Origin of the sequence: Streptomyces sp. NBC_01224, assembly GCF_036002945.1 — a bacterium.
Taxonomy (GTDB): Bacteria; Actinomycetota; Actinomycetes; order Streptomycetales; family Streptomycetaceae; genus Streptomyces.
The window spans coordinates 2,615,757-2,635,764 of sequence record NZ_CP108529.1 but is presented as its reverse complement, the minus strand read 5'-3'; the positions used below and the strand labels follow the sequence as shown (position 1 = coordinate 2,635,764).

Below are 20,008 nucleotides of genomic sequence, written 5' to 3'. Positions count from 1 at the left end.
ATCCGCGGCCGGACCCTGGGCAGGGGCAGGAACCGGGGTGCCTTCCGGCGCGGGACCCGGAGCGGGGCACGCGGCCGGGGGCGGCGGTGAGCGATCGGGAACGGCTGGCGCGTGCTGCGCTGACCCGCATTCTGGAGCCGGGGGACGAGCGCGGCGGCCGCTGGCTGCGCGAGTGCGGTGCCGTCGAACTGTTACGGCGGATCACCACCAGGGACGGGGCCGCGGAGCGGCTGAGCGGAATGACTCCGAAACGTCTGGAGGGATACCGGTTACGGGCCGAGAGCGCCGAGCCCGAGCGGGACCTGGCGGTGGTCGCCGCGCTCGGCGGGCGGTTCGTCTGCCCCGGCGACCGGGAATGGCCCAGCCAGCTCGACGACCTGGCAGACGCCAGGCCGACCGGCCTCTGGGTGCGGGGGCCGCGCGATCTGCGGCTCTGGGCGCTGCGCTCGGTCGCCGTGGTCGGCAGCCGTGCCTGCACACCGTACGGATCCCATATGGCGGCGAGCCTCGGCGCGGGGCTCGCGGAGCTGGGATGGGTGGTCGTGTCGGGAGCGGCGTTCGGGGTGGACGGGGCAGCCCATCGTGGTGCGCTCGCCGTTGACGGGGCGACGATGGCGGTCCTGGCCTGCGGGGTGGACGTCGCCTATCCCCGGGGACATGCCGAGCTGATCGGACGCATGGCGGAACAGGGGCTCGTCATCGGCGAATTACCACCGTCCGATCATCCGACCAGCCGCAGATTCATTCTTCGGAACCGGGTCATCGCCGCGTTGACGCGCGGGACGGTCGTGGTCGAGGCCGAATACCGCAGCGGTTCGCTGGTCACCGCGCGCAGCGCGCTGCGGCTCGGCCGCTTCACCATGGGCGTGCCGGGCCCCGCCACCAGCGGGTTGTCAGCAGGAGTCCATGAACTCCTCCGGGGGGAGGGCATCCTGGTGACGGATGCCTCGGAAGTCGCCGAACTGGTGGGGGACATCGGCGAACTCGCTCCGGCCAGACGCGGCCCCGTACACCCCAGGGACCTGCTGGACGAGGTCTCCGCCAGGGTTCTCGACGCGCTGCCGTCCCGCGGCGCCGTCGGCGGGCGCGATGTGGCCCGCGGTGCGGGAACCAGCATCGATGAAGCGCTCGGCAGACTGTACGAACTGCACTCACTGGGGTTCGTCGAACGTGATGGCGATGGATGGCGGTTGACGCCGAGACCGACATGCAATGGCGACGCGCGGCGAGGCGGTACTTGACCTGGAGCATTCGGGTGAAAAGGTGATGCCGATGACCTCGGCGGATCCTTCAGTGACGCCTCCGGGGCCGGCGCACGTGGCGACGGCCTCGGACCTCAGTCATGTTCGATCGGCCGGAATCGCACAGCGCCGATCCACTGTCCTGCGCGGACCGCGACGCTTCAGTCACGCTACGCTCACATGAATTCCGACTCAGACATAAGTCCCCCAGCACTTCACAGCAGAACGGCTCAAGGCACCACATGCCCCAGCACACCTCCGGGTCTGACCGCGCGGCAGTACCACCGGCTGCGCGTGGCACTGTGCGCCCCCCCGCCCCCTCCTCGCTCGACGAGTTGTGGCGTTCATACAAGTCCACGGGCGACGAGCGGCTGCGGGAGCAGCTGATCCTGCACTACTCGCCGTTGGTGAAGTACGTCGCGGGCCGGGTGAGTGTGGGCCTGCCTTCCAATGTCGAGCAGGCGGACTTCGTCTCCTCAGGGGTGTTCGGACTGATCGACGCGATCGAGAAGTTCGACATCGAGCGCGCGATCAAGTTCGAGACGTACGCGATCACCCGCATCCGTGGCGCGATGATCGACGAACTCCGTGCGCTGGACTGGATCCCACGCTCGGTGCGCCAGAAGGCGCGGGCCGTGGAACGCGCCTATGCCACGCTGGAGGCGCAGCTGCGACGCACGCCTTCCGAGCCGGAGGTCGCTGCGGAGATGGGCATTGCGCTGGAGGAACTGCACGCGGTTTTCAGCCAGTTGTCGCTGGCGAACGTGGTCGCGCTGGAGGAACTGCTGCATGTCGGCGGCGAGGGTGGTGACCGGCTGAGCCTGATGGACACGCTGGAGGACACCGCCGCCGACAATCCGGTGGAGGTCGCCGAGGACCGTGAGCTCAGACGGCTGCTCGCCCGGGCGATCAATACGCTTCCGGAGCGCGAGAAGACGGTCGTCACGCTCTACTACTACGAGGGCCTCACCCTCGCCGAGATCGGCAATGTGCTCGGGGTGACCGAGAGCCGTGTGAGCCAGATCCACACCAAGTCGGTGCTGCAACTGCGCGCGAAACTGGCCGACGCCGGACGCTGATGCCACCAGTGGCCGCTGACGGCCATGGCTGCTTCGGCCACTGATCGGGGCCGCACCCGCCCTCCCGAACACCGGTCGCCGTAGAGTGGATGCGTGCCCAGGATTCGAGCGGCCTCGGTGGCCGAGCACCGGACCATGCAGCGCGGCGCCCTCCTGGACGCTGCCCGCTCCCTGCTGTCCGAGGGGGGGACGGAGGCATTGACCTTCCCCGCCCTCGCCGAACGCACGGGCCTCGCCCGGTCCTCCGTCTATGAGTACTTCCGCTCCCGTGCGGCCGTCGTCGAAGAGCTCTGCGCCGTCGACTTCCCCGTCTGGGCGGCCGAGGTCGAGAACGCGATGGAGCAGGCCGCCACGCCCGTGGGAAAGATCGAGGCCTACGTACGACGGCAGCTCGACCTCGTCGGAGACCGCCGCCACCGAGCGGTCGTCGCGATCTCGGCGAGCGAGCTGGACGCGGGCGCACGCGAGAAGATCCGGGCCGCGCACGGCGGGCTCATCGCCATGATCGTCGAGGCGCTCGGCGATCTCGGCCACGAGCAGCCGAGACTGGCGGCGATGCTGCTGCAGGGCTCGGTGGACGCCGCGGTGAGGCGTATCGAACTCGGCGTGGCGGAGGAGCCGGCCGTGATCGCGGACACCGCCGTCGCCATGGTCCTGCGAGGCGTACAGGGCGTACTGGACTGACGTCGGTGCCGCGCCGCGGCACCGACGAACAGAACGCCGGGGGCGGCGAGTCCGTCCCCCTCCCCGGCCCCCTCGGCCGAGGGCCGGGGCTCCGGCACGCCGAACACCGGCAGCAGCCGGGACGGGCCCCGTCGCAGCAGCTCCGGCGGCAGCAGCGACAGCGGATCCAGATATGCGTCAGCGCGCCGCAGTCCCCAGTGCAGACAGCCCGATGTGCAGTGGAAGGGCCCCGCCTCCACGACCGCCACTACTTGTCCTGCCGTCACCTTCTCGTCCTTCGCGACCAGCGCGCGCACCGGCTCGTACGTGGTCCGCAGCGGCGGAGCGCCGGTCCCGGCCACCTCGATCGCCATCACCCCACGCCCCGCCACACGCCCTGCGAACGAGACCCGGCCCGAGACCGCGGCGAGCACCGCCGTGCCCGGCTCTGCGGCAAGATCCACCCCGCGGTGGCCTCGTCCGTAGGCACTCGCCGGCGGCTCCCATCCCCGTACGACCGCAGGCCGCCCGGCAAGCGGCCACAACCGGTCACCGTCCGGCCGGGGCTCCGGTGGGGGCGCGGGCGCGGGAACAGGCGCGGGCGCCGACTCCTCGGCTGCCGCGACCGGCGCGCCGCACAGCGCTGAGAGAAGGACCAACAGCGCCACGAGCGCGGCGTCGCAGAAGCGGAATCTGTGCCTGAAAAGGGAAACGGTCGGATCCGTTGTGCATCGCATGGCAGAACCGTCCCGCACCGCCCGGGATCGCGGGGATCATGAACCGGATCTGTGGACTACCGACCGGTTGTGGACAGCGCCGTCACCCGGCACCCGACCTGTCCCGTACACTTCCTATGGCGATCCGGGTCACCGGGTCGACTTCGCACGCCCCGCCACCTCCCACTCTGCGGACGGTGGCCGCGCTCCTCGGTCCCTTGTGGCACGGCGCGTCGGGGCGTCAGGCGCGACAGCAATCCTGCGGTCGCGACAACCGAGCACCTCAAGGAGTACGGCCATGGCCGTCGTCACGATGCGGGAGCTGCTGGAAAGCGGCGTCCACTTCGGTCACCAGACCCGTCGCTGGAACCCGAAGATGAAGCGCTTCATCTTCACCGAGCGCAACGGCATCTACATCATCGACCTGCTCCAGTCGCTGTCGTACATCGACCGCGCCTACGAGTTCGTCAAGGAGACCGTCGCCCACGGCGGTTCCATCATGTTCGTCGGTACCAAGAAGCAGGCGCAGGAGGCCATCGCCGAGCAGGCGACGCGCGTCGGCATGCCGTACGTCAACCAGCGTTGGCTCGGTGGCATGCTCACCAACTTCTCCACCGTCTACAAGCGCCTTCAGCGTCTGAAGGAGCTCGAGCTCATCGACTTCGAGGACGTGGCCGCCTCCGGCCTCACCAAGAAGGAGCTCCTGGTTCTCTCCCGCGAGAAGGCCAAGCTGGAGAAGACCCTCGGTGGTATCCGCGAGATGCAGAAGGTGCCGAGCGCCGTCTGGATCGTCGACACCAAGAAGGAGCACATCGCCGTCGGTGAGGCGCGCAAGCTCCACATCCCGGTCGTCGCGATCCTCGACACCAACTGTGACCCCGACGAGGTCGACTACAAGATTCCGGGCAACGACGACGCGATCCGCTCCGTCACCCTGCTCACCCGCGTGATCGCCGACGCCGTCGCCGAGGGCCTCATCGCCCGTTCCGGTGCCGCCACCGGTGACTCGAAGCCGGGCGAGAAGGCTGCCGGCGAGCCGCTCGCCGAGTGGGAGCGCGACCTGCTCGAGGGCGACAAGAAGGCCGACGCCGAGGTGCAGACCTCTGCTGAGACCGAAAAGGTCGCGGACGCCGCCGAGACGCCGGCCGAGGCCGCTGCCGAGGCCCCTGCTGCCGAGGCCCCCGCTGCCGAGGCTCCGGCCGCGGACGCCGAGCAGGCCTGACACCTCCGTCACGGCTGAATGACGGCGGGGGCCGGTGCCACGAGCACTGCCCCCGCCGTCCACCCGTAGATCTTTCAGACTTCGAGAGAGAAACACAGACTCATGGCGAACTACACCGCCGCTGACGTCAAGAAGCTCCGCGAGCTGACCGGCGCCGGCATGATGGACTGCAAGAAGGCGCTCGACGAGGCCGAGGGCAACGTCGACAAGGCCGTCGAGGCGCTCCGTATCAAGGGTCAGAAGGGCGTCGCCAAGCGCGAGGGCCGTTCTGCCGAGAACGGCGCCGTCGTCTCCCTCATCTCCGAGGACAAGACCTCCGGCGTTCTGCTCGAGCTGAAGTGCGAGACGGACTTCGTCGCCAAGGGCGAGAAGTTCCAGACCGTGGCCAACACGCTCGCCGCCCACGTCGCCGCGACCTCCCCTGCCGACCTGGCCGCGCTGCTCGCCTCCGAGATCGAGGCCGGCAAGACCGTTCAGGCATACGTCGACGAGGCCAACGCCAACCTCGGCGAGAAGATCGTCCTGGACCGCTTCGCGCAGTTCACCGGCGGTTACGTGGCTGCGTACATGCACCGCACGATGCCCGACCTCCCGCCGCAGGTCGGCGTCCTGGTCGAGCTCGACAAGGAGAACGCCGAGGTCGCCAAGGACGTCGCGCAGCACATCGCCGCCTTCGCCCCGAAGTACCTCAACCGCGACGAGGTCCCGGCCGAGACGGTCGAGAACGAGCGTCGTGTCGCCGAGGCCACCTCTCGCGAGGAGGGCAAGCCCGAGGCCGCCCTTCCGAAGATCGTCGAGGGCCGCGTCAACGGTTTCTTCAAGGACGTCGTCGTCCTGGAGCAGGCGTTCGCCAAGGACAACAAGAAGTCCGTCCAGAAGGTTCTGGACGAGGCCGGTGTCACCCTGAAGCGCTTCTCGCGCATCAAGGTCGGCATCTGAGTCCGTCCGCGAACAACGGTGGACCCCGATAGGGTCTGGTGCAGTCGTCGGCCGCACACATGCCGTACGACCGCAGATCTTGACGAGGAGGCCATTGCCGCTGAGGGACACCAGACCCACCGGCAATGGCCTTCTTCGTATGTGCACGAGGAGAATCTCCATGAACAAGGGCGCGGACGCCGCAACAGGTGACCACAAGCGCGACGACGGCAAGGTACCCGGGCGCTTCATGCTGAAGCTGTCCGGAGAGGCGTTCGCCGGCGGCGGGGGTCTCGGTGTCGACCCCGACGTCGTACACGCCATCGCCCGGGAAATCGCGGCAGTCGTCCGCGACGGCGCGCAAATCGCGGTCGTCATCGGCGGCGGCAACTTCTTCCGCGGTGCCGAGCTCCAGCAGCGCGGCATGGACCGGGCCCGCTCCGACTACATGGGCATGCTCGGCACGGTCATGAACTGCCTGGCACTCCAGGACTTCCTGGAGAAGGAGGGCATCGACTCCCGCGTCCAGACCGCCATCACCATGGGACAGGTCGCGGAGCCGTACATCCCGCTGCGCGCCGTGCGCCATCTGGAGAAGGGCCGTGTCGTCATCTTCGGCGCCGGCATGGGGATGCCGTACTTCTCCACCGACACCACTGCCGCCCAGCGCGCCCTGGAGATCGACGCCCAGGGTCTGCTGATGGGCAAGAACGGGGTGGACGGGGTCTACGACTCCGACCCGAAGACCAACCCCGACGCGGTGAAGTTCGACGCCCTTGAGTACAGCGAGGTGCTCGCCCGCGATCTCAAGATCGCCGACGCCACCGCCATCACGCTCTGCCGTGACAACCAGCTGCCGATCCTCGTCTTCGAGCTGACCGCCACGGGCAATATCGCCCGCGCGGTCAAGGGTGAGAAGATCGGCACGCTCGTGAGTGACCAGGGCACCCGGGCCTGAGAACCGGGGGACCTTCCCGGGAAGTCGAGGGAAGGTCCGGGGCCTGCGGGGAACACCCCGGGACAGGTCCCGAAGGATGGACAACGGCCTGCCGGTCGGACACCGTGCAGGTGAGGACGCGACGCAGGACCCGCCGGGCCCGAGCACGCCGGGCCCACTCAAGACACGCAGGAGCACGTGGTGATCGAAGAAACCCTCCTTGAGGCCGAGGAGAAGATGGAGAAGGCCGTCGTCGTCGCGAAAGAGGACTTCGCCGCGATCCGTACCGGCCGTGCGCACCCGGCGATGTTCAACAAGATCGTCGCCGACTACTACGGCGCGCTGACCCCGATCAACCAGCTCGCCTCGTTCTCGGTGCCCGAGCCGCGCATGGCCGTCGTGACGCCGTTCGACAAGACCGCGCTGCGCAACATCGAGCAGGCCATCCGCGACTCGGACCTCGGCGTCAACCCGAGCAACGACGGAAATATCATCCGGGTGACCTTCCCGGACCTCACCGAGGAGCGTCGCCGCGACTACATCAAGGTCGCGAAGACGAAGGCCGAGGACTCCAAGATCTCCATCCGGGCCGTGCGCCGCAAGGCCAAGGAGACGCTCGACAAGCTGGTCAAGGACAAGGAGTCCGGCGAGGACGAGGTGCGTCGCGCTGAGAAGGAGCTCGACGACACCACCGCGAAGTACGTCGCACAGGTTGACGAGCTGCTCAAGCACAAGGAAGCCGAGCTGCTCGAAGTCTGATGAACGACTCTTCCTGGGGCGCCCCGCAGGGAGCCGGCCGCTGGGGTGCGCCCGAGATGCAGGCCGCCCCGGCGGGTCCTGCATACGATGTGCATGACGCCCAGCAGACTCGGCCCATGCCCATAGTGCCGGACGGTCCCGACGCAGGTAGAGACGCTGACGACCGTGATGACCGGGACCAGGGGGCCGCACGCCTGAGCGGCGGCCCCCTGTTCCGTGACGAGAAGCCGCAGGAGCCCATGTCCACCGCGCCACCGCCCCCGCAGAAGAAACGTGCGGGCCGTGATCTGCGATCCGCAATAGGGGTCGGTGTGGGGCTCGGCGCCGTCATCGTCGCCTCGCTGTTCATCGTGAAGGCCGTCTTCGTCGGTGTGATCGCCGTCGCCGTCGTCGTGGGGCTGTGGGAGCTCACCTCCCGGCTGGAGGAGCGCAAGGGCATCAAGGCGCCGCTCATCCCGCTGGCGGTCGGTGGCGCGGCGATGGTGGTGGCCGGATACGCACGGGGTGCCGAGGGCGCCTGGGTGGCGATGGCGCTGACCGCACTCGCGGTGCTCGTCTGGCGGATGACCGAGCCTCCCGAGGGCTACCTCAAGGACGTTACGGCCGGCGTCTTCGCCGCGTTCTACGTACCGTTCCTGGCCACCTTCGTCGCCATGCTCCTGACCGCGGACGACGGCCCTCAGCGGGTGCTCACCTTCCTCCTGCTGACCGTGGTCAGCGACACGGGTGCGTACGCCGTCGGCTGGCGCTTCGGCAAGCACAAGCTCGCGCCGCGCATCAGCCCCGGAAAGACCCGCGAGGGCCTGTTCGGGGCCGTCGCCTTCGCGATGGTCGCCGGTGCGCTGTGCATGCAGTTCCTGATCGACGGCGGTTCCTGGTGGCAGGGACTGCTGCTGGGGCTCGCGGTCGCGGTCAGTGCCACTCTCGGTGACCTGGGCGAGTCGATGATCAAGCGGGACCTCGGGATCAAGGACATGGGCACGCTGCTGCCGGGCCACGGCGGCATCATGGACCGGCTGGACTCGCTGCTGCCGACCGCCCCGGTGGTCTGGCTGCTGCTGGTGCTGTTCGTGGGTTCCGGCTGATCCCCGAGCTCTACCGTCCCTGACCTGGGCTTTTGCCGGTGAGGGTCCGTTGTCCACAGGGCGGCGGGCCCTCACTGTTCTGTCTGCGACACTGGATGAACCATGCCTAAGCCCGGAGAACTCACTTTCGTCGCGCCCCGCGGAGCCAAGAAGCCACCGCGGCACCTCGCCGACCTCACGCCCGCCGAGCGCAAGGAAGCCGTCGCCGCGATCGGCGAGAAGCCGTTCCGCGCCCAGCAGCTCTCACAGCACTACTTCGCGCGGTACGCGCACGACCCGGCCGAGTGGACCAACATCCCGGCCGGTTCGCGGGACAAGCTCGCCGAGGCGATGTTCCCCGACCTGATGTCGGTGGTCCGCCACATCAGCTGTGATGACGACACCACCCGTAAGACGCTGTGGAAGCTGCACGACGGGACACTCGTCGAGTCCGTCCTGATGCGTTACCCGGAGCGGGTGACGATGTGCATCTCGTCGCAGGCGGGATGCGGGATGAACTGCCCGTTCTGCGCCACGGGCCAGGCCGGTCTCGACCGCAATCTGTCGACCGCGGAGATCGTCCACCAGATCGTGGACGGCATGCGCGCGCTGCGCGACGGGGAGGTCCCCGGTGGTCCGGCGCGGCTCTCCAACATCGTCTTCATGGGCATGGGCGAGCCGCTCGCCAACTACAACCGAGTGGTCGGCGCGATCCGCCGGCTGACCGACCCGGAACCGGACGGGCTGGGGCTCTCGCAGCGCGGGATCACCGTCTCCACTGTGGGCCTGGTGCCCGCGATGCTCCGCTTCGCCGACGAGGGCTTCAAGTGCCGCCTCGCCGTCTCCCTGCATGCACCGGACGACGAGCTGCGCGACACGCTCGTCCCCGTGAACACGCGCTGGAAGGTGGGCGAGGTGCTGGACGCCGCGTGGGAGTACGCAGAGAAGTCCGGCCGCCGCATCTCCATCGAGTACGCGCTGATCCGGGACATCAACGACCAGGCGTGGCGCGGTGACCGGCTCGGCCGGCTCCTCAAGGGCAAGCGGGTGCACGTCAACCTGATCCCGCTGAACCCGACGCCCGGCTCCAAGTGGACCGCCTCGCGGCCCGAGGACGAGAAGGCGTTCGTCGAAGCGATCGCGGCACACGGAGTGCCGGTGACCGTGCGGGACACCCGCGGTCAGGAGATCGACGGGGCCTGCGGGCAGTTGGCGGCAGCCGAGCGCTGAGGCCGGAACGGCCCGTGTAGCCTGGGCCTGAAATCAACTTCATATTCCGACAGGGGAGCGCCACAGCGCTGAGAGTGCGGCACCGAGAACAGGTCGGCCGCAGACCCTCTGAACCTCGCCCGGGTCATTCCGGGTAGGAAGTTCGGTCATCAACTCATGCTGTTGCGCCCTGCCCGCTTCTCCAGGGGTGGGGCCGCGTCTCTTCCTGGCCAAAACCCAGGAGGAATCCACAATGAGCACCACACGCAGAACCAAGCAGCTTGCGGCGACGGCTGTCGCCGCCGCGCTCGGTGTCACGGCACTTGCCGGATGCGGGAGTTCCGACAAGTCGGACTCCGGTTCCGGCTCCACGAAGAGCTCCGGTTCGAAGACCGTGACTCTCGTCAGCCATGACTCCTTCAACGCCTCCAAGGATGTGCTCAAGGAGTTCACCGAAGAGACCGGTTACACCGTCAAGGTGCTGAAGAGCGGTGACGCGGGTGTTGCGCTCAACCAGGAGATCCTGACCAAGGGCTCCCCGCGCGGCGATGTGTTCTTCGGCGTCGACAACACCCTGCTCTCCCGCGCTCTCGACAGCGGTCTCTTCACGCCGTACGAGGCGAAGGGCCTCGACCAGGTGGCGGCCGGCACCCAATTGGACGCCGAGCACCGGGTCACCCCGGTCGACACCGGCGATATCTGCGTCAACTACGACAAGAAGTACTTCGCCGACAAGAAGCTCGCGCCGCCTCAGTCCTTCGACGACCTGGCGAAGCCCGAGTACAAGAACCTCCTCGTCACGGAGAATGCCGGGACCTCCTCGCCCGGCCTCGGCTTCCTCCTCGGTACCGTCGCCAGCTACGGCGAGAAGGGCTACCAGGACTACTGGAAGAAGCTGAAGAGCAACGGCGTCAAGGTCGTCGACGGCTGGGAGCAGGCGTACAACGAGGAGTTCTCCGGCTCCGCGGGCGGCAAGAAGGCCAAGGCCGACCGGCCGCTCGTCGTCTCGTACGCCTCCAGCCCGCCCGTCGAGGTGCTGTACGCGAAGCCGCAGCCGGCCGAGGCCCCGACCGGGGTCGCCACCGGGACCTGCTTCCGCCAGATCGAGTTCGCGGGTCTGCTGAACGGCGCGAAGAACGAGGCGGGCGGCAAGGCCCTGCTGGACTTCCTGATCAGCAAGAAGTTCCAGGAGGACATGCCACTCAACATGTTCGTGAACCCGGTCACCAAGAGCGCGGAACTGCCGGAACTCTTCACGAAGTTCGGCGTGACGGTGGACAAGCCGACGACCGTCGCCCCCGACAAGATCTCCAAGAACCGTGAGCAGTGGGTCCAGTCGTGGTCCTCGCTCGTAGTGAAGTAGCGAAGACTCCCGTACGCGGAACGGACGCGGGCGGGAAGAGCGAGCACGGGGAGGGGGCGCGCGGGAAGAGGCCGCGCGCCCGCTCCGGGCACGCGAACTCGGCGCGCGCAAAGGCCTGGCGTGCGAGCGCGGTGCGGCTCGGCCTGATGGCCGTGCCTGTCGCGTTCTTCGCGTTGTTCTTCGCCTACCCCGTCGCCGCGATCGTCGGCCGCGGGCTGAAGGTGGACGGTGTCTGGCAGTTCGGCCGGATCGGCGAGGTGCTGACCCGGCCGGACATTCGCGACGTCCTCTGGTTCACCACCTGGCAGGCGCTCGCCTCGACCGCGCTGACCATGCTGATCGCGCTGCCCGGCGCCTATGTCTTCGCCCGCTTCGACTTCCCCGGCAAACAACTGCTGCGGGCGGTCGTCACCGTGCCGTTCGTCCTGCCGACCGTTGTCGTCGGGACCGCCTTCCTGGCGCTGCTGGGACGCGGCGGCTTCCTCGACGAACTCTGGGGCGTACGGCTCGACACCACCGTCTGGGCAATTCTGCTCGCCCATGTGTTCTTCAACTACGCGGTGGTCGTACGGACCGTGGGCGGGCTGTGGTCACAACTCGACCCACGGCAGGAGGAGGCCGCCCGGGTGCTGGGCGCCGGGCGGTTCGCCGCCTGGCGGCGGGTCACCCTGCCGGCCCTCGCGCCCGCCGTGGCCGCCGCCGCGCTGATGGTCTTCCTCTTCACCTTCACCTCCTTCGGGGTCGTACAGATCCTCGGCGGCCCGGGGTACTCCACGCTGGAGGTGGAGATCTACCGGCAGACCGCCCAACTGCTCGCCCTGCCGACAGCCGCCGTGCTGACGCTGGTGCAGTTCGCCGCGGTCGGCGCGATCCTCGCCGTCCACGCGTGGACCGTACGGCGCAGGGAGACCGCGTTGAAGCTGGTCGACCCGGCACAGACTGCCCGCAGGCCGCGCGGCGCCGGGCAGTGGGCGCTGCTCTGCGGGGTGCTGCTGACCGTGCTCGTGCTGATACTGCTGCCGCTCGGGGTGCTGGTCGAGCGCTCACTGGACACACCCGGCGGCCATGGCTTCGACTTCTACCGCGCCCTGCGGTCCGCCGACGCCGGCGGCGGTACGTTCCTGGTCCCCCCGCTCGAAGCGATCTGGAACTCAACTCAGTACGCACTGGTCGCGACCGTCATCGCGCTGGTCATCGGCGGGCTCGCCGCCGCGGCGCTGACCCGGCGCGCGGGGCGGCTCGTTCGCGGCTTCGACGCCTTGCTGATGCTGCCGCTCGGGGTGTCCGCGGTCACCGTCGGGTTCGGCTTTCTGATCACCCTGGACAAGCCACCGCTGGACCTGCGGACGTCATGGATTCTGGTGCCGCTCGCCCAGGCGCTGGTCGGTGTGCCCTTCGTCGTACGGACCATGCTGCCGGTCCTGCGGGCGGTGGACGGACGGCTGAGGGAGGCGGCCGCGGTGCTCGGGGCGTCACCCCTGCGGGCCTGGCGGGAGGTCGATCTGCCGCTGGTGCGGCGGGCGTTGCTGGTCGCGGCCGGCTTCGCGTTCGCCGTGTCGCTCGGTGAGTTCGGCGCGACGGTGTTCATCGCACGGCCCGACCGCCCGACGCTGCCGGTGGCCGTGGCCCGGCTGCTGGGACGGGCCGGGGAGCTCAACTACGGCCAGGCAATGGCCCTCAGCACCATTTTGATGGTGGTCTGCGCCCTCTCGCTGCTGCTGCTCGAACGTATCCGCACCGACCGATCCGGGGAGTTCTAGAAATGCTGACACTGGAATCGGCCACGGTCCGCTTCGGTGAGCGGGCGGCACTCGACAGGGTGGATCTGGAGGTCGCCGAGCACGAGATCGTGTGCGTGCTGGGGCCGAGCGGCAGCGGCAAGTCGACCCTGCTGCGGGTGGTCGCCGGACTGCACCCGCCGGACGGCGGCCGGGTGCTGCTGGACGGCGCGGACCAGGCCGGGGTGCCGGTGCACCGGCGCGGACTCGGCCTGATGTTCCAGGACCACCAGCTCTTCCCGCACCGGGATGTCGGCGCCAATGTCGCCTTCGGGCTGCGGATGCGCGGGGTGTCGCGGCGCGATCAGGAGCGCAAAGTCGGTGAACTCCTCGACCTGGTGGGCCTGCCCGGCTCCGAACGGCGGGCCGTCGCCGCGCTGTCCGGCGGTGAGCAGCAGCGCGTCGCCCTCGCGCGGGCGCTCGCGCCGAGCCCGAAGCTGCTGATGCTGGACGAGCCGCTCGGCCAGCTCGACCGCGGCCTGCGTGAACGGCTCGTCGTCGAACTGCGCACGCTCTTCGGGCAGTTGGGTACGACGGTGCTCGCCGTCACCCATGACCAGAGCGAGGCGTTCGCCCTCGCCGACCGGGTGGTGGTGATGCGCGGCGGGCGGATCGCCCAGGTGGGCACGCCGATGGAGGTCTGGCAGCAGCCCGCCTCCGCCTTCGTCGCCCGGTTCCTCGGCTTCGACAACGTGGTGGAGGCGACGGTGGCCGGCACGGCCGCCGACACGGTGTGGGGCAAGGTGCCGGTGCCCACGGGCTCGCCGCAGGGGGCGTGCGATCTGCTGGTGCGCCCGGCCGGGGTCCGGATCGGTTCCCCGGACGGGGGGCTGCGCTGCACGGTCGGGGCGCGAACGTTCCGGGGCAACCACGTCGCCGTACAGCTGACGCCGGTGGTCGGTCCGGTCCTGGAGGCGGAGTGTGCGCTGCGGGAGGCCCCGCAGGAGGGCGCGACGGTCGGGGTCGGCTTCGACGCGGCGGAGACCGTCGTCCTGCCCGCCGTCTTCTGACCGGCCTCGCGCCTCCGGCAAAGGACGTGGCCAGGTTCACTTGACCGGCCGAGCCGTATCCGACGATCCCGCCCGCCGTCTCCCGGCCTCCGGAACTGCTGGAGCGGCCCGGACCGAATCACACGCGGCGGGTCTGCGCAGTGGTGTCCGTGCAAGCTGTAGGAGGACATGCGGCAGATCCGGAACGACTCCGAGAAGGACGGGAACAATGACTGAGTCAGCACGCGAGGGCATCGACATCACCCGCGTCCTCGACGCCCCGCGGGAACTGGTCTTCGAGGCCTGGACGACGCCCGAGCACTTCGCCGCCTGGTACGGCGGGGACGCCGAGGTGCCGCTCGAGCGGGTGTCGATGGATGTCAGGCCGGGCGGCGCCTGGAGCCTGGTCATCGTGGTGCCGGGCACCGAGATGCCCTTCCACGGGGTCTACCGCGAGGTCCTTGCCCCCGAGCGGCTGGTGTTCACGCTGAAGGACGCCACCGCACCCGCCGACGTCGAGGGCGAGACCGTCACCGTCACCTTCACCGACCGCGGCGACAAGACCACCGAAATGGTCTTCAAGCAGCGCGGCGGCAACCTCACGGCAGAGCAGTACGCAGCCGCCGAGGACGGCTGGGAGGCCTTCTTCGACGCGCTCGTGGCCCGTCTCGCGTCCCTCTGAACCGGCCTCGGCCTACCGCTTCGCAGACAACCGGGCGAGTGCCTCGGCGGCCTCGTCCACCGTGTCGACGAGCGCGATACGGGACTCCATCGGCCGGCTGTCGGCCAGTGCGCGCAGCAGTGGCCACGCGGGCAGCTCCCTCGTCCAGTGCGCGCGGCCGACCAGCACCATCGGGGCCGGCCTGCCTCGGGAGCCGTAGTAGTTCGGCGTCGCGTTGTCGAAGATCTCCTGAACGGTGCCGGCCGCGCCCGGCAGGAAGATCACGCCCGCCGAGGAGCGGGCGAGCAGCCCGTCCTCGCGCAGTGCGTTGGCGAAGTACTTGGCGATGTGATCCGCGAACGGGTTCGGCGGCTCATGTCCGTAGAACCAGGTGGGGATCGAGACCGAGCCGCCGCCACCCGGCCAGCGCTCCCGTACGGCGAAGGCGGCCAGCGCCCAGTCGGTGACCGACGGGGTGAACGAGGGGGTGGCGGCCAGGAGTTCGCAGGCCTTGTCCAGCATCGGATCGGGGTGCGGCGCCGCGTACGCCCCGAGGTTCGCGGCCTCCATCGCGCCCGGCCCGCCACCGGTGGCCACCGTCAGGCCGCTCCGGGCCAGCGTCCGGCCCAGCCGGGCCGCGGCCGCGTACTCCGCGCTGCCGCGGGCCGTCGTATGGCCGCCCATCACCCCGACGACAGAAGCGCCGACGAGGTGTTCGTCCAGCGCGTCGGAGACCGCGTCGTCGTGGAGCGCACGCAGCATCGACGCGAAGGTGTCGCCGCTCGCCCGGGTCTCCTGGAACCAGCGGTACGCGCGGGCATCGGGCGTCGCCGCGTAGCCGCCGTCCGTAAGCCCTTCGTAGAGCGCGTCGGGGGAGTAGAGCAGGCCGCGGTACGGATCGAAGGGCAGTCCGGGCACCGGCGGGAAGACGAACGCACCGTCGGCCCGTACCTTCGCGGCCGTTCCGGGCGTCATCAGACAGCCGAGGAAGACGGTACCGGCCGTATCGGCGGCCAGCAGGGCGGCGCCCCGGTCCGTCAGGTCGACGGACTGGACCCGGTGTCCGGCCAGCCTCCCGGAGGCGACCGCCGCGTCGAATTCGGCGAGCGACTCGATCTCCGGGCCGGGTACGGGATTGCTGTCGTCCGGGTTGTCCACGTTGTCATGCTACGTAGCGGCCGAGGTGCACGGGCGTGGCCGGGACGCGGTGCCCTCAGGCCGTCAGCGGCAGCGCCGCCAGCTCGGCGACCAGCCAGGTCAACGGGGCGAAGACGACCAGCAGCGCGGCGGCGCGAAGGGCCGTCGCGGCCCACAGCACCGAGGCCGGGGCACCCAGCCGCGACAGCGCCTGCGCCGTCCGGGTGCGGGCCTGCTTCGCCTCCAACGCCGAGGTCAGCAGCGTCGCCGACGTACAGCCGAGGACGAGCACCGCTCCCAGTGCCGTGAGCGGGCCGAAGGGGCGTGGCCCCGTCCCGTACAGCGCGTAGGCGGCGATCATCGCGGAGAGCACCGCGCAGACCACACCGAGCGGCCCGCCGATCCGGCGCGCCTCGCCCATCAGCACGCGGCCGGCCAGCAGCCGTACGGCGCCGGGGCGCACCGCCTGCAGCAGCCGCCCGCAGAGATATGCCAGGCCGGATCCGGCCACGGCCAGGCCGATCGCCGTCAGCATCCACCCCGCCAGCACTCCGGCCGGGGTGGCGTTGAACCTGCCGGGGAGCGGGAGCAGACTGCGCCCGTCGCCGCGGCTCAGGTAGGCCTCTACGGCGAGACCGGCCGCGATCAGCGCCACCCCCCACGGCAGCCCGGTCGGGGGCGCCGCCGGAGTGGGTGGCCGGTGCTCCGGCGCGTCGTCCGAGGAGACGTTGTCCGGGACCGCTGCCTGGACCGGCCGGGTGCGCAGCGCCAGCCCGCACGCCGTCGCCGCGGCCACCGGGACCAGGGCCAGCAGCATGAGCACGGCTGCGAGCGGCAGCGGGGCGTCCGCGTCGAGCAGCCCTGCTGCCGCACCGTCGAACGGCAGCCCGGACAGATCGCCGCGCAGATGCAGGAAGAACAGCAGCGCCACCATCGAGCCGAGGGTGCAGGAGACGGCTGTGGAGACCGCGGCGAGCGCCGTGAGCCTGACCGGCCCGAGGCCCACGGCGGACAGCCCGGAGCGTGGCCGGGTGCTCGGGTCCGTACGGGCCACCGCGACCGCGAGCTGCACGGTGGCGGCGAGCGGTACGAAGCACCACAGCAGCCGCAGCCCGGCCGCAGCGGAGTGCGCCGGGTGCCCCGATGCGTAGCCCAGGGCACACAGCAGCAGGAAGCCGACCCCGGCGGAGGCGGCCGCGACCAGCAGCCGCCGCATCAGGACCAGCGGATGGGAACCCCGGGCTAGACGGAGAGCGAGCACGCCGCCCTGCCCTCCGCATCGGATACTCCGGGCAGGGCGACGGTGGCGACGGGGCGGCCGTCCAGCAGCGGGACCGTACGGTCGGCGAGGGCGGCGACCTCCGCGTCATGGGTGGCGAGCACGACCGTGATGCCGTGCGAGCGGGCCGCGCTGGTGAGGGTGCGCAGCACATGCGTCCGGTCGGTGCGGTGCAGGGTCGCGGTCGGCTCGTCGGCGAAGATCACCGAGGGGGAGGCAGCCAGCGCGCGGGCCACGGCGATCCGCTGGCGCTGCCCCTGGACCAGCGTGTGCGGTCGCTTCTTGGCGCACGCGCCGATGTCCAGCCGCTCCAGCCACTCCAGGCCGGTCTTCTTCGCCTCCCGGTGCGAGGCGCCGCGAAGCAGCAGCGGAAGAGCCACGTTCTCCCAGGTGTTCAGCTCCGGTACGAGCTGGGGCTCGGGGGCGATCCAGCCGAACTTGTCGCGGCGCAGCCGTTCGCGCAAGCGGGGGCCCATGGTGTGGACGGGGACGCTGTTGAACCACACCTCGCCCTGCTGGGGCACCAGTTGACCGGAGAGGCAGTGCAGCAGGGTCGTCTTGCCGCTGCCCCTGGGGCCGGTCACGGCGAGGATCTCGCCGTCGTGGACACCCATGGAGACGCCACCGAGCGCGGGTGAGCCGTTGTGGGAGTGGTGCAGGGAACGCGCCCAGATCACGTCGTTGTCCGGCGGGGCCACCATGGCGTACACCTCGGTTCAGATCGTATGTCCCGTCCCCCTTACGGGGGAACGAAGAGGGGGCCGATCGGTCACTCGGCACCGTAAGGATTCGAACCGCGGTGTGGGCACAGCACACGGCCCGGGTGCGCTCCATCCCACTCGAATGGGCGCATCCGGGCCGTGTGGACCGTATGAAATGACCGCTGGAAGCCGGTCAAGCGGTGGTCAGCCGGTGGTCAAGCCACAGGGCCGTCCGGCGGATCACGGCCGGACAGATCCTGGCCCGTCGGGCGGACGGGCGGACAGGGGCGATCGGCCGGCCGGTCCGTGGCCGGTCAGCCGATCGAACCGCCGGTCAGAGCTTGGTCCACGCCTCGGTGAGGACGGTCCGCAGAATGCCCTCGATCTCGTCGAACGTCGACTGGTCGGAGACCAGCGGCGGCGCGAGCTGGACGACCGGGTCGCCGCGGTCGTCGGCCCGGCAGTACAGGCCGTTGTCGTACAGCGCCTTGGAGAGGAAGCCGTACAGGACGCGCTCGGTCTCCTCGTCGGTGAAGGTCTCCTTGGTAGCCTTGTCCTTCACCAGCTCGATGCCGTAGAAGAAGCCGTTGCCGCGGACGTCGCCGACGATCGGCAGGTCGAGCAGCTTCTGCAGCGTCGTGTAGAAGGCGTTCTCGTTGTCCAGGACGTGCTGGTTGAGGCCCTCGCGCTCGAAGATGTCGAGGTTGGCGAGGCCGACCGCCGCGGAGACCGGGTGGCCACCGAAGGTGTAGCCGTGCAGGAAGGTGTTGTCACCCTCGTAGAACGGCGCGGCGACGCGGTCCGAGACGATGCAGGCACCGATCGGGGAGTAGCCCGAGGTCATGCCCTTGGCGCAGGTGATCATGTCCGGCACGTAGCCGAACTTGTCGCAGGCGAACATCGTGCCGAGACGGCCGAAGGCGCAGATGACCTCGTCGGAGACGAGCAGCACGTCGTACTTGTCGCAGATCTCGCGCACGCGCTGGAAGTATCCGGGCGGCGGCGGGAAGCAGCCGCCTGCGTTCTGTACCGGCTCCAGGAAGACCGCGGCGACCGTCTCCGGTCCCTCGAAGAGGATCTCCTGCTCGATCTGGTCGGCGGCCCAGCGGCCGAAGGCCTCCGGGTCGTCGCCGTGGATCGGGGCGCGGTAGATGTTCGTGTTCGGCACCTTGTGCGCGCCGGGGACCAGCGGCTCGAAGGGGGCCTTCAGGGCCGGCAGGCCGGTGATCGACAGGGCGCCCTGCGGGGTGCCGTGGTAGGCGACCGCACGCGAGATGACCTTGTACTTGGTCGGCTTGCCCTGGAGCTTGAAGTACTGCTTGGCCAGCTTCCAGGCGGTCTCCACGGCCTCGCCGCCACCGGTGGTGAAGAAGACCTTGTTGAGGTCGCCCGGCGCGTAGTCGGCGAGGCGCTCGGCGAGCTCGACGGCCTTCGGGTGGGCGTAGGACCAGACCGGGAAGAAGCCCAGCTCCTGGCCCTGCTTGTACGCCGCCTCGGCGAGCTCGTGACGGCCGTGACCGGCGTTGACCACGAACAGGCCGGACAGGCCGTCGAGGTAGCGCTTGCCCTGGTCGTCGTAGATGTAGGTGCCCTCGCCACGCACGATGGTGGGAACGGGCGCGTTCTCGTAGTCCGACATGCGGGTGAAATGCATCCACAGGTGGTCGTACGCGGTTCGGCTGAGGTCCTTGCTCACGGCTATCGGGTTCCCCACATATAGGTCTGCTTCTTGAGCTTCAGGTACACAAAGCTCTCGGTGGAGCGCACACCGGGGATGGCCCGGATGCGTTTGTTGATCGTTTCCAACAGGTGGTCGTCGTCCTCGCAGACGATCTCCACCATCAGGTCGAAGGAGCCCGCGGTCATCACCACGTACTCGCACTCGGCCATGGCCGACAGCGCCTCGGCGACGGGATCGAGGTCGCCGTCGACATTGATGCCGACCATCGCCTGTCGTCGGAATCCCACGGTGAGTGGGTCCGTGACGGCGACGATCTGCATCACGCCCTGGTCGAGCAGCTTCTGGACACGCTGCCGCACGGCCGCCTCGGAGAGGCCGACGGCCTTGCCGATCGCGGCGTACGGACGACGCCCGTCCTCCTGGAGCTGCTCGATGATTGCGAGGGATACGGCATCGACCGCTGGGGACGATCCGCTCCCGGTCCTGGAGTCTGCGCTGCGACTGGCCACGCATCCACTGTGCACCGGGACTCGTCGGTCTGGCAACCCCGAATCGATGAAATTCGTTGTCTGAGGGTCCAGATCTCACTGAATCCGAAGTTCACGGCGGTT

Annotated in this window: 18 protein-coding genes and 1 pseudogene; 13 read left to right on the top strand and 6 right to left on the bottom strand. The window is 69.6% G+C overall.

All coding sequences use genetic code 11. The features are described 5' to 3' along the window. Positions 1 to 86: 86 nt before the first annotated feature. From dprA to OG609_RS11110, 3 genes are all read left to right on the top strand, one after another. Positions 87 to 1,241 (top strand): DNA-processing protein DprA, encoded by a 1,155-nt coding sequence (gene dprA / locus OG609_RS11120; protein ID WP_327272670.1) that lies wholly within the window; start codon positions 87 to 89, stop codon positions 1,239 to 1,241. A 242-nt stretch (positions 1,242 to 1,483) separates the two neighbouring features. Next, on the top strand, positions 1,484 to 2,320 hold the full coding sequence (gene whiG, locus OG609_RS11115) for an RNA polymerase sigma factor WhiG (RefSeq protein ID WP_093899085.1): 837 nt from the start codon (positions 1,484 to 1,486) through the stop codon (positions 2,318 to 2,320). A 117-nt stretch (positions 2,321 to 2,437) separates the two neighbouring features. Next, positions 2,438 to 3,004, top strand: coding sequence for a TetR/AcrR family transcriptional regulator (locus OG609_RS11110; protein WP_327278006.1), 567 nt, complete (start codon positions 2,438 to 2,440; stop codon positions 3,002 to 3,004). A 221-nt stretch (positions 3,005 to 3,225) separates the two neighbouring features. On the opposite strand, the pseudogene OG609_RS46175 reads toward OG609_RS11110, so the two are convergent. Continuing rightward, positions 3,226 to 3,720: pseudogene (locus OG609_RS46175) on the bottom strand (peptidoglycan DD-metalloendopeptidase family protein); the annotation flags it as partial. Positions 3,721 to 3,997: 277 nt separating this feature from the next. On the opposite strand from OG609_RS46175, the gene rpsB reads away from it, so the two are divergent. The 10 genes from rpsB to OG609_RS11055 all read left to right on the top strand — a co-directional run bounded on the left by rpsB (position 3,998) and on the right by OG609_RS11055 (position 14,620). Continuing rightward, positions 3,998 to 4,921 carry a 30S ribosomal protein S2 gene (rpsB, locus tag OG609_RS11100; RefSeq protein ID WP_266748965.1) on the top strand — a complete coding sequence of 308 codons (924 nt, stop codon included), beginning with the start codon at positions 3,998 to 4,000 and terminating at the stop codon, positions 4,919 to 4,921. Between the two features lie 102 nt (positions 4,922 to 5,023). After that, a complete protein-coding gene (gene tsf / locus OG609_RS11095) occupies positions 5,024 to 5,860 on the top strand; it encodes a translation elongation factor Ts (RefSeq protein WP_327272669.1) in 837 nt (278 codons plus the stop codon). A gap of 160 nt (positions 5,861 to 6,020) precedes the next feature. Continuing rightward, entirely contained in the window at positions 6,021 to 6,797 is a 777-nt protein-coding gene (gene pyrH, locus OG609_RS11090; protein ID WP_266357511.1) for a UMP kinase, read from the top strand. Between the two features lie 180 nt (positions 6,798 to 6,977). Further along, on the top strand, positions 6,978 to 7,535 hold the full coding sequence (gene frr / locus OG609_RS11085; RefSeq protein WP_037690170.1) for a ribosome recycling factor: 558 nt from the start codon (positions 6,978 to 6,980) through the stop codon (positions 7,533 to 7,535). Beyond that, a complete protein-coding gene (locus OG609_RS11080; protein ID WP_327272668.1) occupies positions 7,535 to 8,620 on the top strand; it encodes a phosphatidate cytidylyltransferase in 1,086 nt (361 codons plus the stop codon). The genes frr and OG609_RS11080 overlap by 1 nt, the downstream gene beginning before the upstream one ends. Positions 8,621 to 8,722: 102 nt before the next feature. Beyond that, positions 8,723 to 9,829 carry a 23S rRNA (adenine(2503)-C(2))-methyltransferase RlmN gene (gene rlmN / locus OG609_RS11075; RefSeq protein ID WP_093899078.1) on the top strand — a complete coding sequence of 369 codons (1,107 nt, stop codon included), beginning with the start codon at positions 8,723 to 8,725 and terminating at the stop codon, positions 9,827 to 9,829. Positions 9,830 to 10,061: 232 nt separating this feature from the next. Next, entirely contained in the window at positions 10,062 to 11,171 is a 1,110-nt protein-coding gene (locus tag OG609_RS11070) for a thiamine ABC transporter substrate-binding protein (protein ID WP_327272667.1), read from the top strand. A gap of 146 nt (positions 11,172 to 11,317) precedes the next feature. Then, positions 11,318 to 12,931, top strand: coding sequence for an ABC transporter permease (locus OG609_RS11065; protein WP_327278005.1), 1,614 nt, complete (start codon positions 11,318 to 11,320; stop codon positions 12,929 to 12,931). A 2-nt stretch (positions 12,932 to 12,933) separates the two neighbouring features. Next, positions 12,934 to 13,959, top strand: coding sequence for an ABC transporter ATP-binding protein (locus OG609_RS11060; RefSeq protein WP_327272666.1), 1,026 nt, complete (start codon positions 12,934 to 12,936; stop codon positions 13,957 to 13,959). A 208-nt stretch (positions 13,960 to 14,167) separates the two neighbouring features. Then, a complete protein-coding gene (locus OG609_RS11055) occupies positions 14,168 to 14,620 on the top strand; it encodes an SRPBCC family protein (RefSeq protein WP_327272665.1) in 453 nt (150 codons plus the stop codon). 12 nt (positions 14,621 to 14,632) lie between these two features. On the opposite strand, the gene OG609_RS11050 is transcribed toward OG609_RS11055, so the two are convergent. The 5 genes from OG609_RS11050 to OG609_RS11030 form a co-directional block, all read right to left on the bottom strand. Further along, on the bottom strand, positions 14,633 to 15,757 hold the full coding sequence (locus OG609_RS11050) for an LOG family protein (protein WP_327272664.1): 1,125 nt from the start codon (positions 15,755 to 15,757) through the stop codon (positions 14,633 to 14,635). A gap of 55 nt (positions 15,758 to 15,812) precedes the next feature. Next, complete coding sequence (locus OG609_RS11045) at positions 15,813 to 16,997, bottom strand: hypothetical protein (protein WP_327272663.1); 1,185 nt, start codon at positions 16,995 to 16,997, stop codon at positions 15,813 to 15,815. Then, a complete protein-coding gene (locus tag OG609_RS11040; RefSeq protein WP_327272662.1) occupies positions 16,979 to 17,716 on the bottom strand; it encodes an ABC transporter ATP-binding protein in 738 nt (245 codons plus the stop codon). The genes OG609_RS11045 and OG609_RS11040 overlap by 19 nt, the downstream gene beginning before the upstream one ends. 334 nt (positions 17,717 to 18,050) lie before the next feature. After that, positions 18,051 to 19,430, bottom strand: a complete 1,380-nt coding sequence (locus tag OG609_RS11035) for an aspartate aminotransferase family protein (protein ID WP_327272661.1) — start codon at positions 19,428 to 19,430, stop codon at positions 18,051 to 18,053. After that, positions 19,415 to 19,921 (bottom strand): Lrp/AsnC family transcriptional regulator, encoded by a 507-nt coding sequence (locus OG609_RS11030; protein WP_327272660.1) that lies wholly within the window; start codon positions 19,919 to 19,921, stop codon positions 19,415 to 19,417. Before OG609_RS11030 ends, OG609_RS11035 begins: the two co-directional genes overlap by 16 nt. Positions 19,922 to 20,008 lie beyond the last annotated feature (87 nt).

What these genes read in the sequence shown, in the direction of transcription:
- pyrH (WP_266357511.1), top strand. Translation starts at nt 6,021, where the DNA reads ATGAACAAGGGCGCGGACGCCGCAACAGGTGACCACAAGCGCGACGAC.
- OG609_RS11055 (WP_327272665.1), top strand. Translation starts at nt 14,168, where the DNA reads ATGACTGAGTCAGCACGCGAGGGCATCGACATCACCCGCGTCCTCGAC.
- rlmN (WP_093899078.1), top strand. Translation starts at nt 8,723, where the DNA reads ATGCCTAAGCCCGGAGAACTCACTTTCGTCGCGCCCCGCGGAGCCAAG.
- OG609_RS11065 (WP_327278005.1), top strand. Translation starts at nt 11,318, where the DNA reads ATGGCCGTGCCTGTCGCGTTCTTCGCGTTGTTCTTCGCCTACCCCGTC.
- tsf (WP_327272669.1), top strand. Translation starts at nt 5,024, where the DNA reads ATGGCGAACTACACCGCCGCTGACGTCAAGAAGCTCCGCGAGCTGACC.
- OG609_RS11040 (WP_327272662.1), bottom strand. Translation starts at nt 17,716, where the DNA reads ATGGTGGCCCCGCCGGACAACGACGTGATCTGGGCGCGTTCCCTGCAC.
- whiG (WP_093899085.1), top strand. Translation starts at nt 1,484, where the DNA reads ATGCCCCAGCACACCTCCGGGTCTGACCGCGCGGCAGTACCACCGGCT.
- OG609_RS11080 (WP_327272668.1), top strand. Translation starts at nt 7,535, where the DNA reads ATGAACGACTCTTCCTGGGGCGCCCCGCAGGGAGCCGGCCGCTGGGGT.
- OG609_RS11070 (WP_327272667.1), top strand. Translation starts at nt 10,062, where the DNA reads ATGAGCACCACACGCAGAACCAAGCAGCTTGCGGCGACGGCTGTCGCC.
- OG609_RS11060 (WP_327272666.1), top strand. Translation starts at nt 12,934, where the DNA reads ATGCTGACACTGGAATCGGCCACGGTCCGCTTCGGTGAGCGGGCGGCA.
- rpsB (WP_266748965.1), top strand. Translation starts at nt 3,998, where the DNA reads ATGGCCGTCGTCACGATGCGGGAGCTGCTGGAAAGCGGCGTCCACTTC.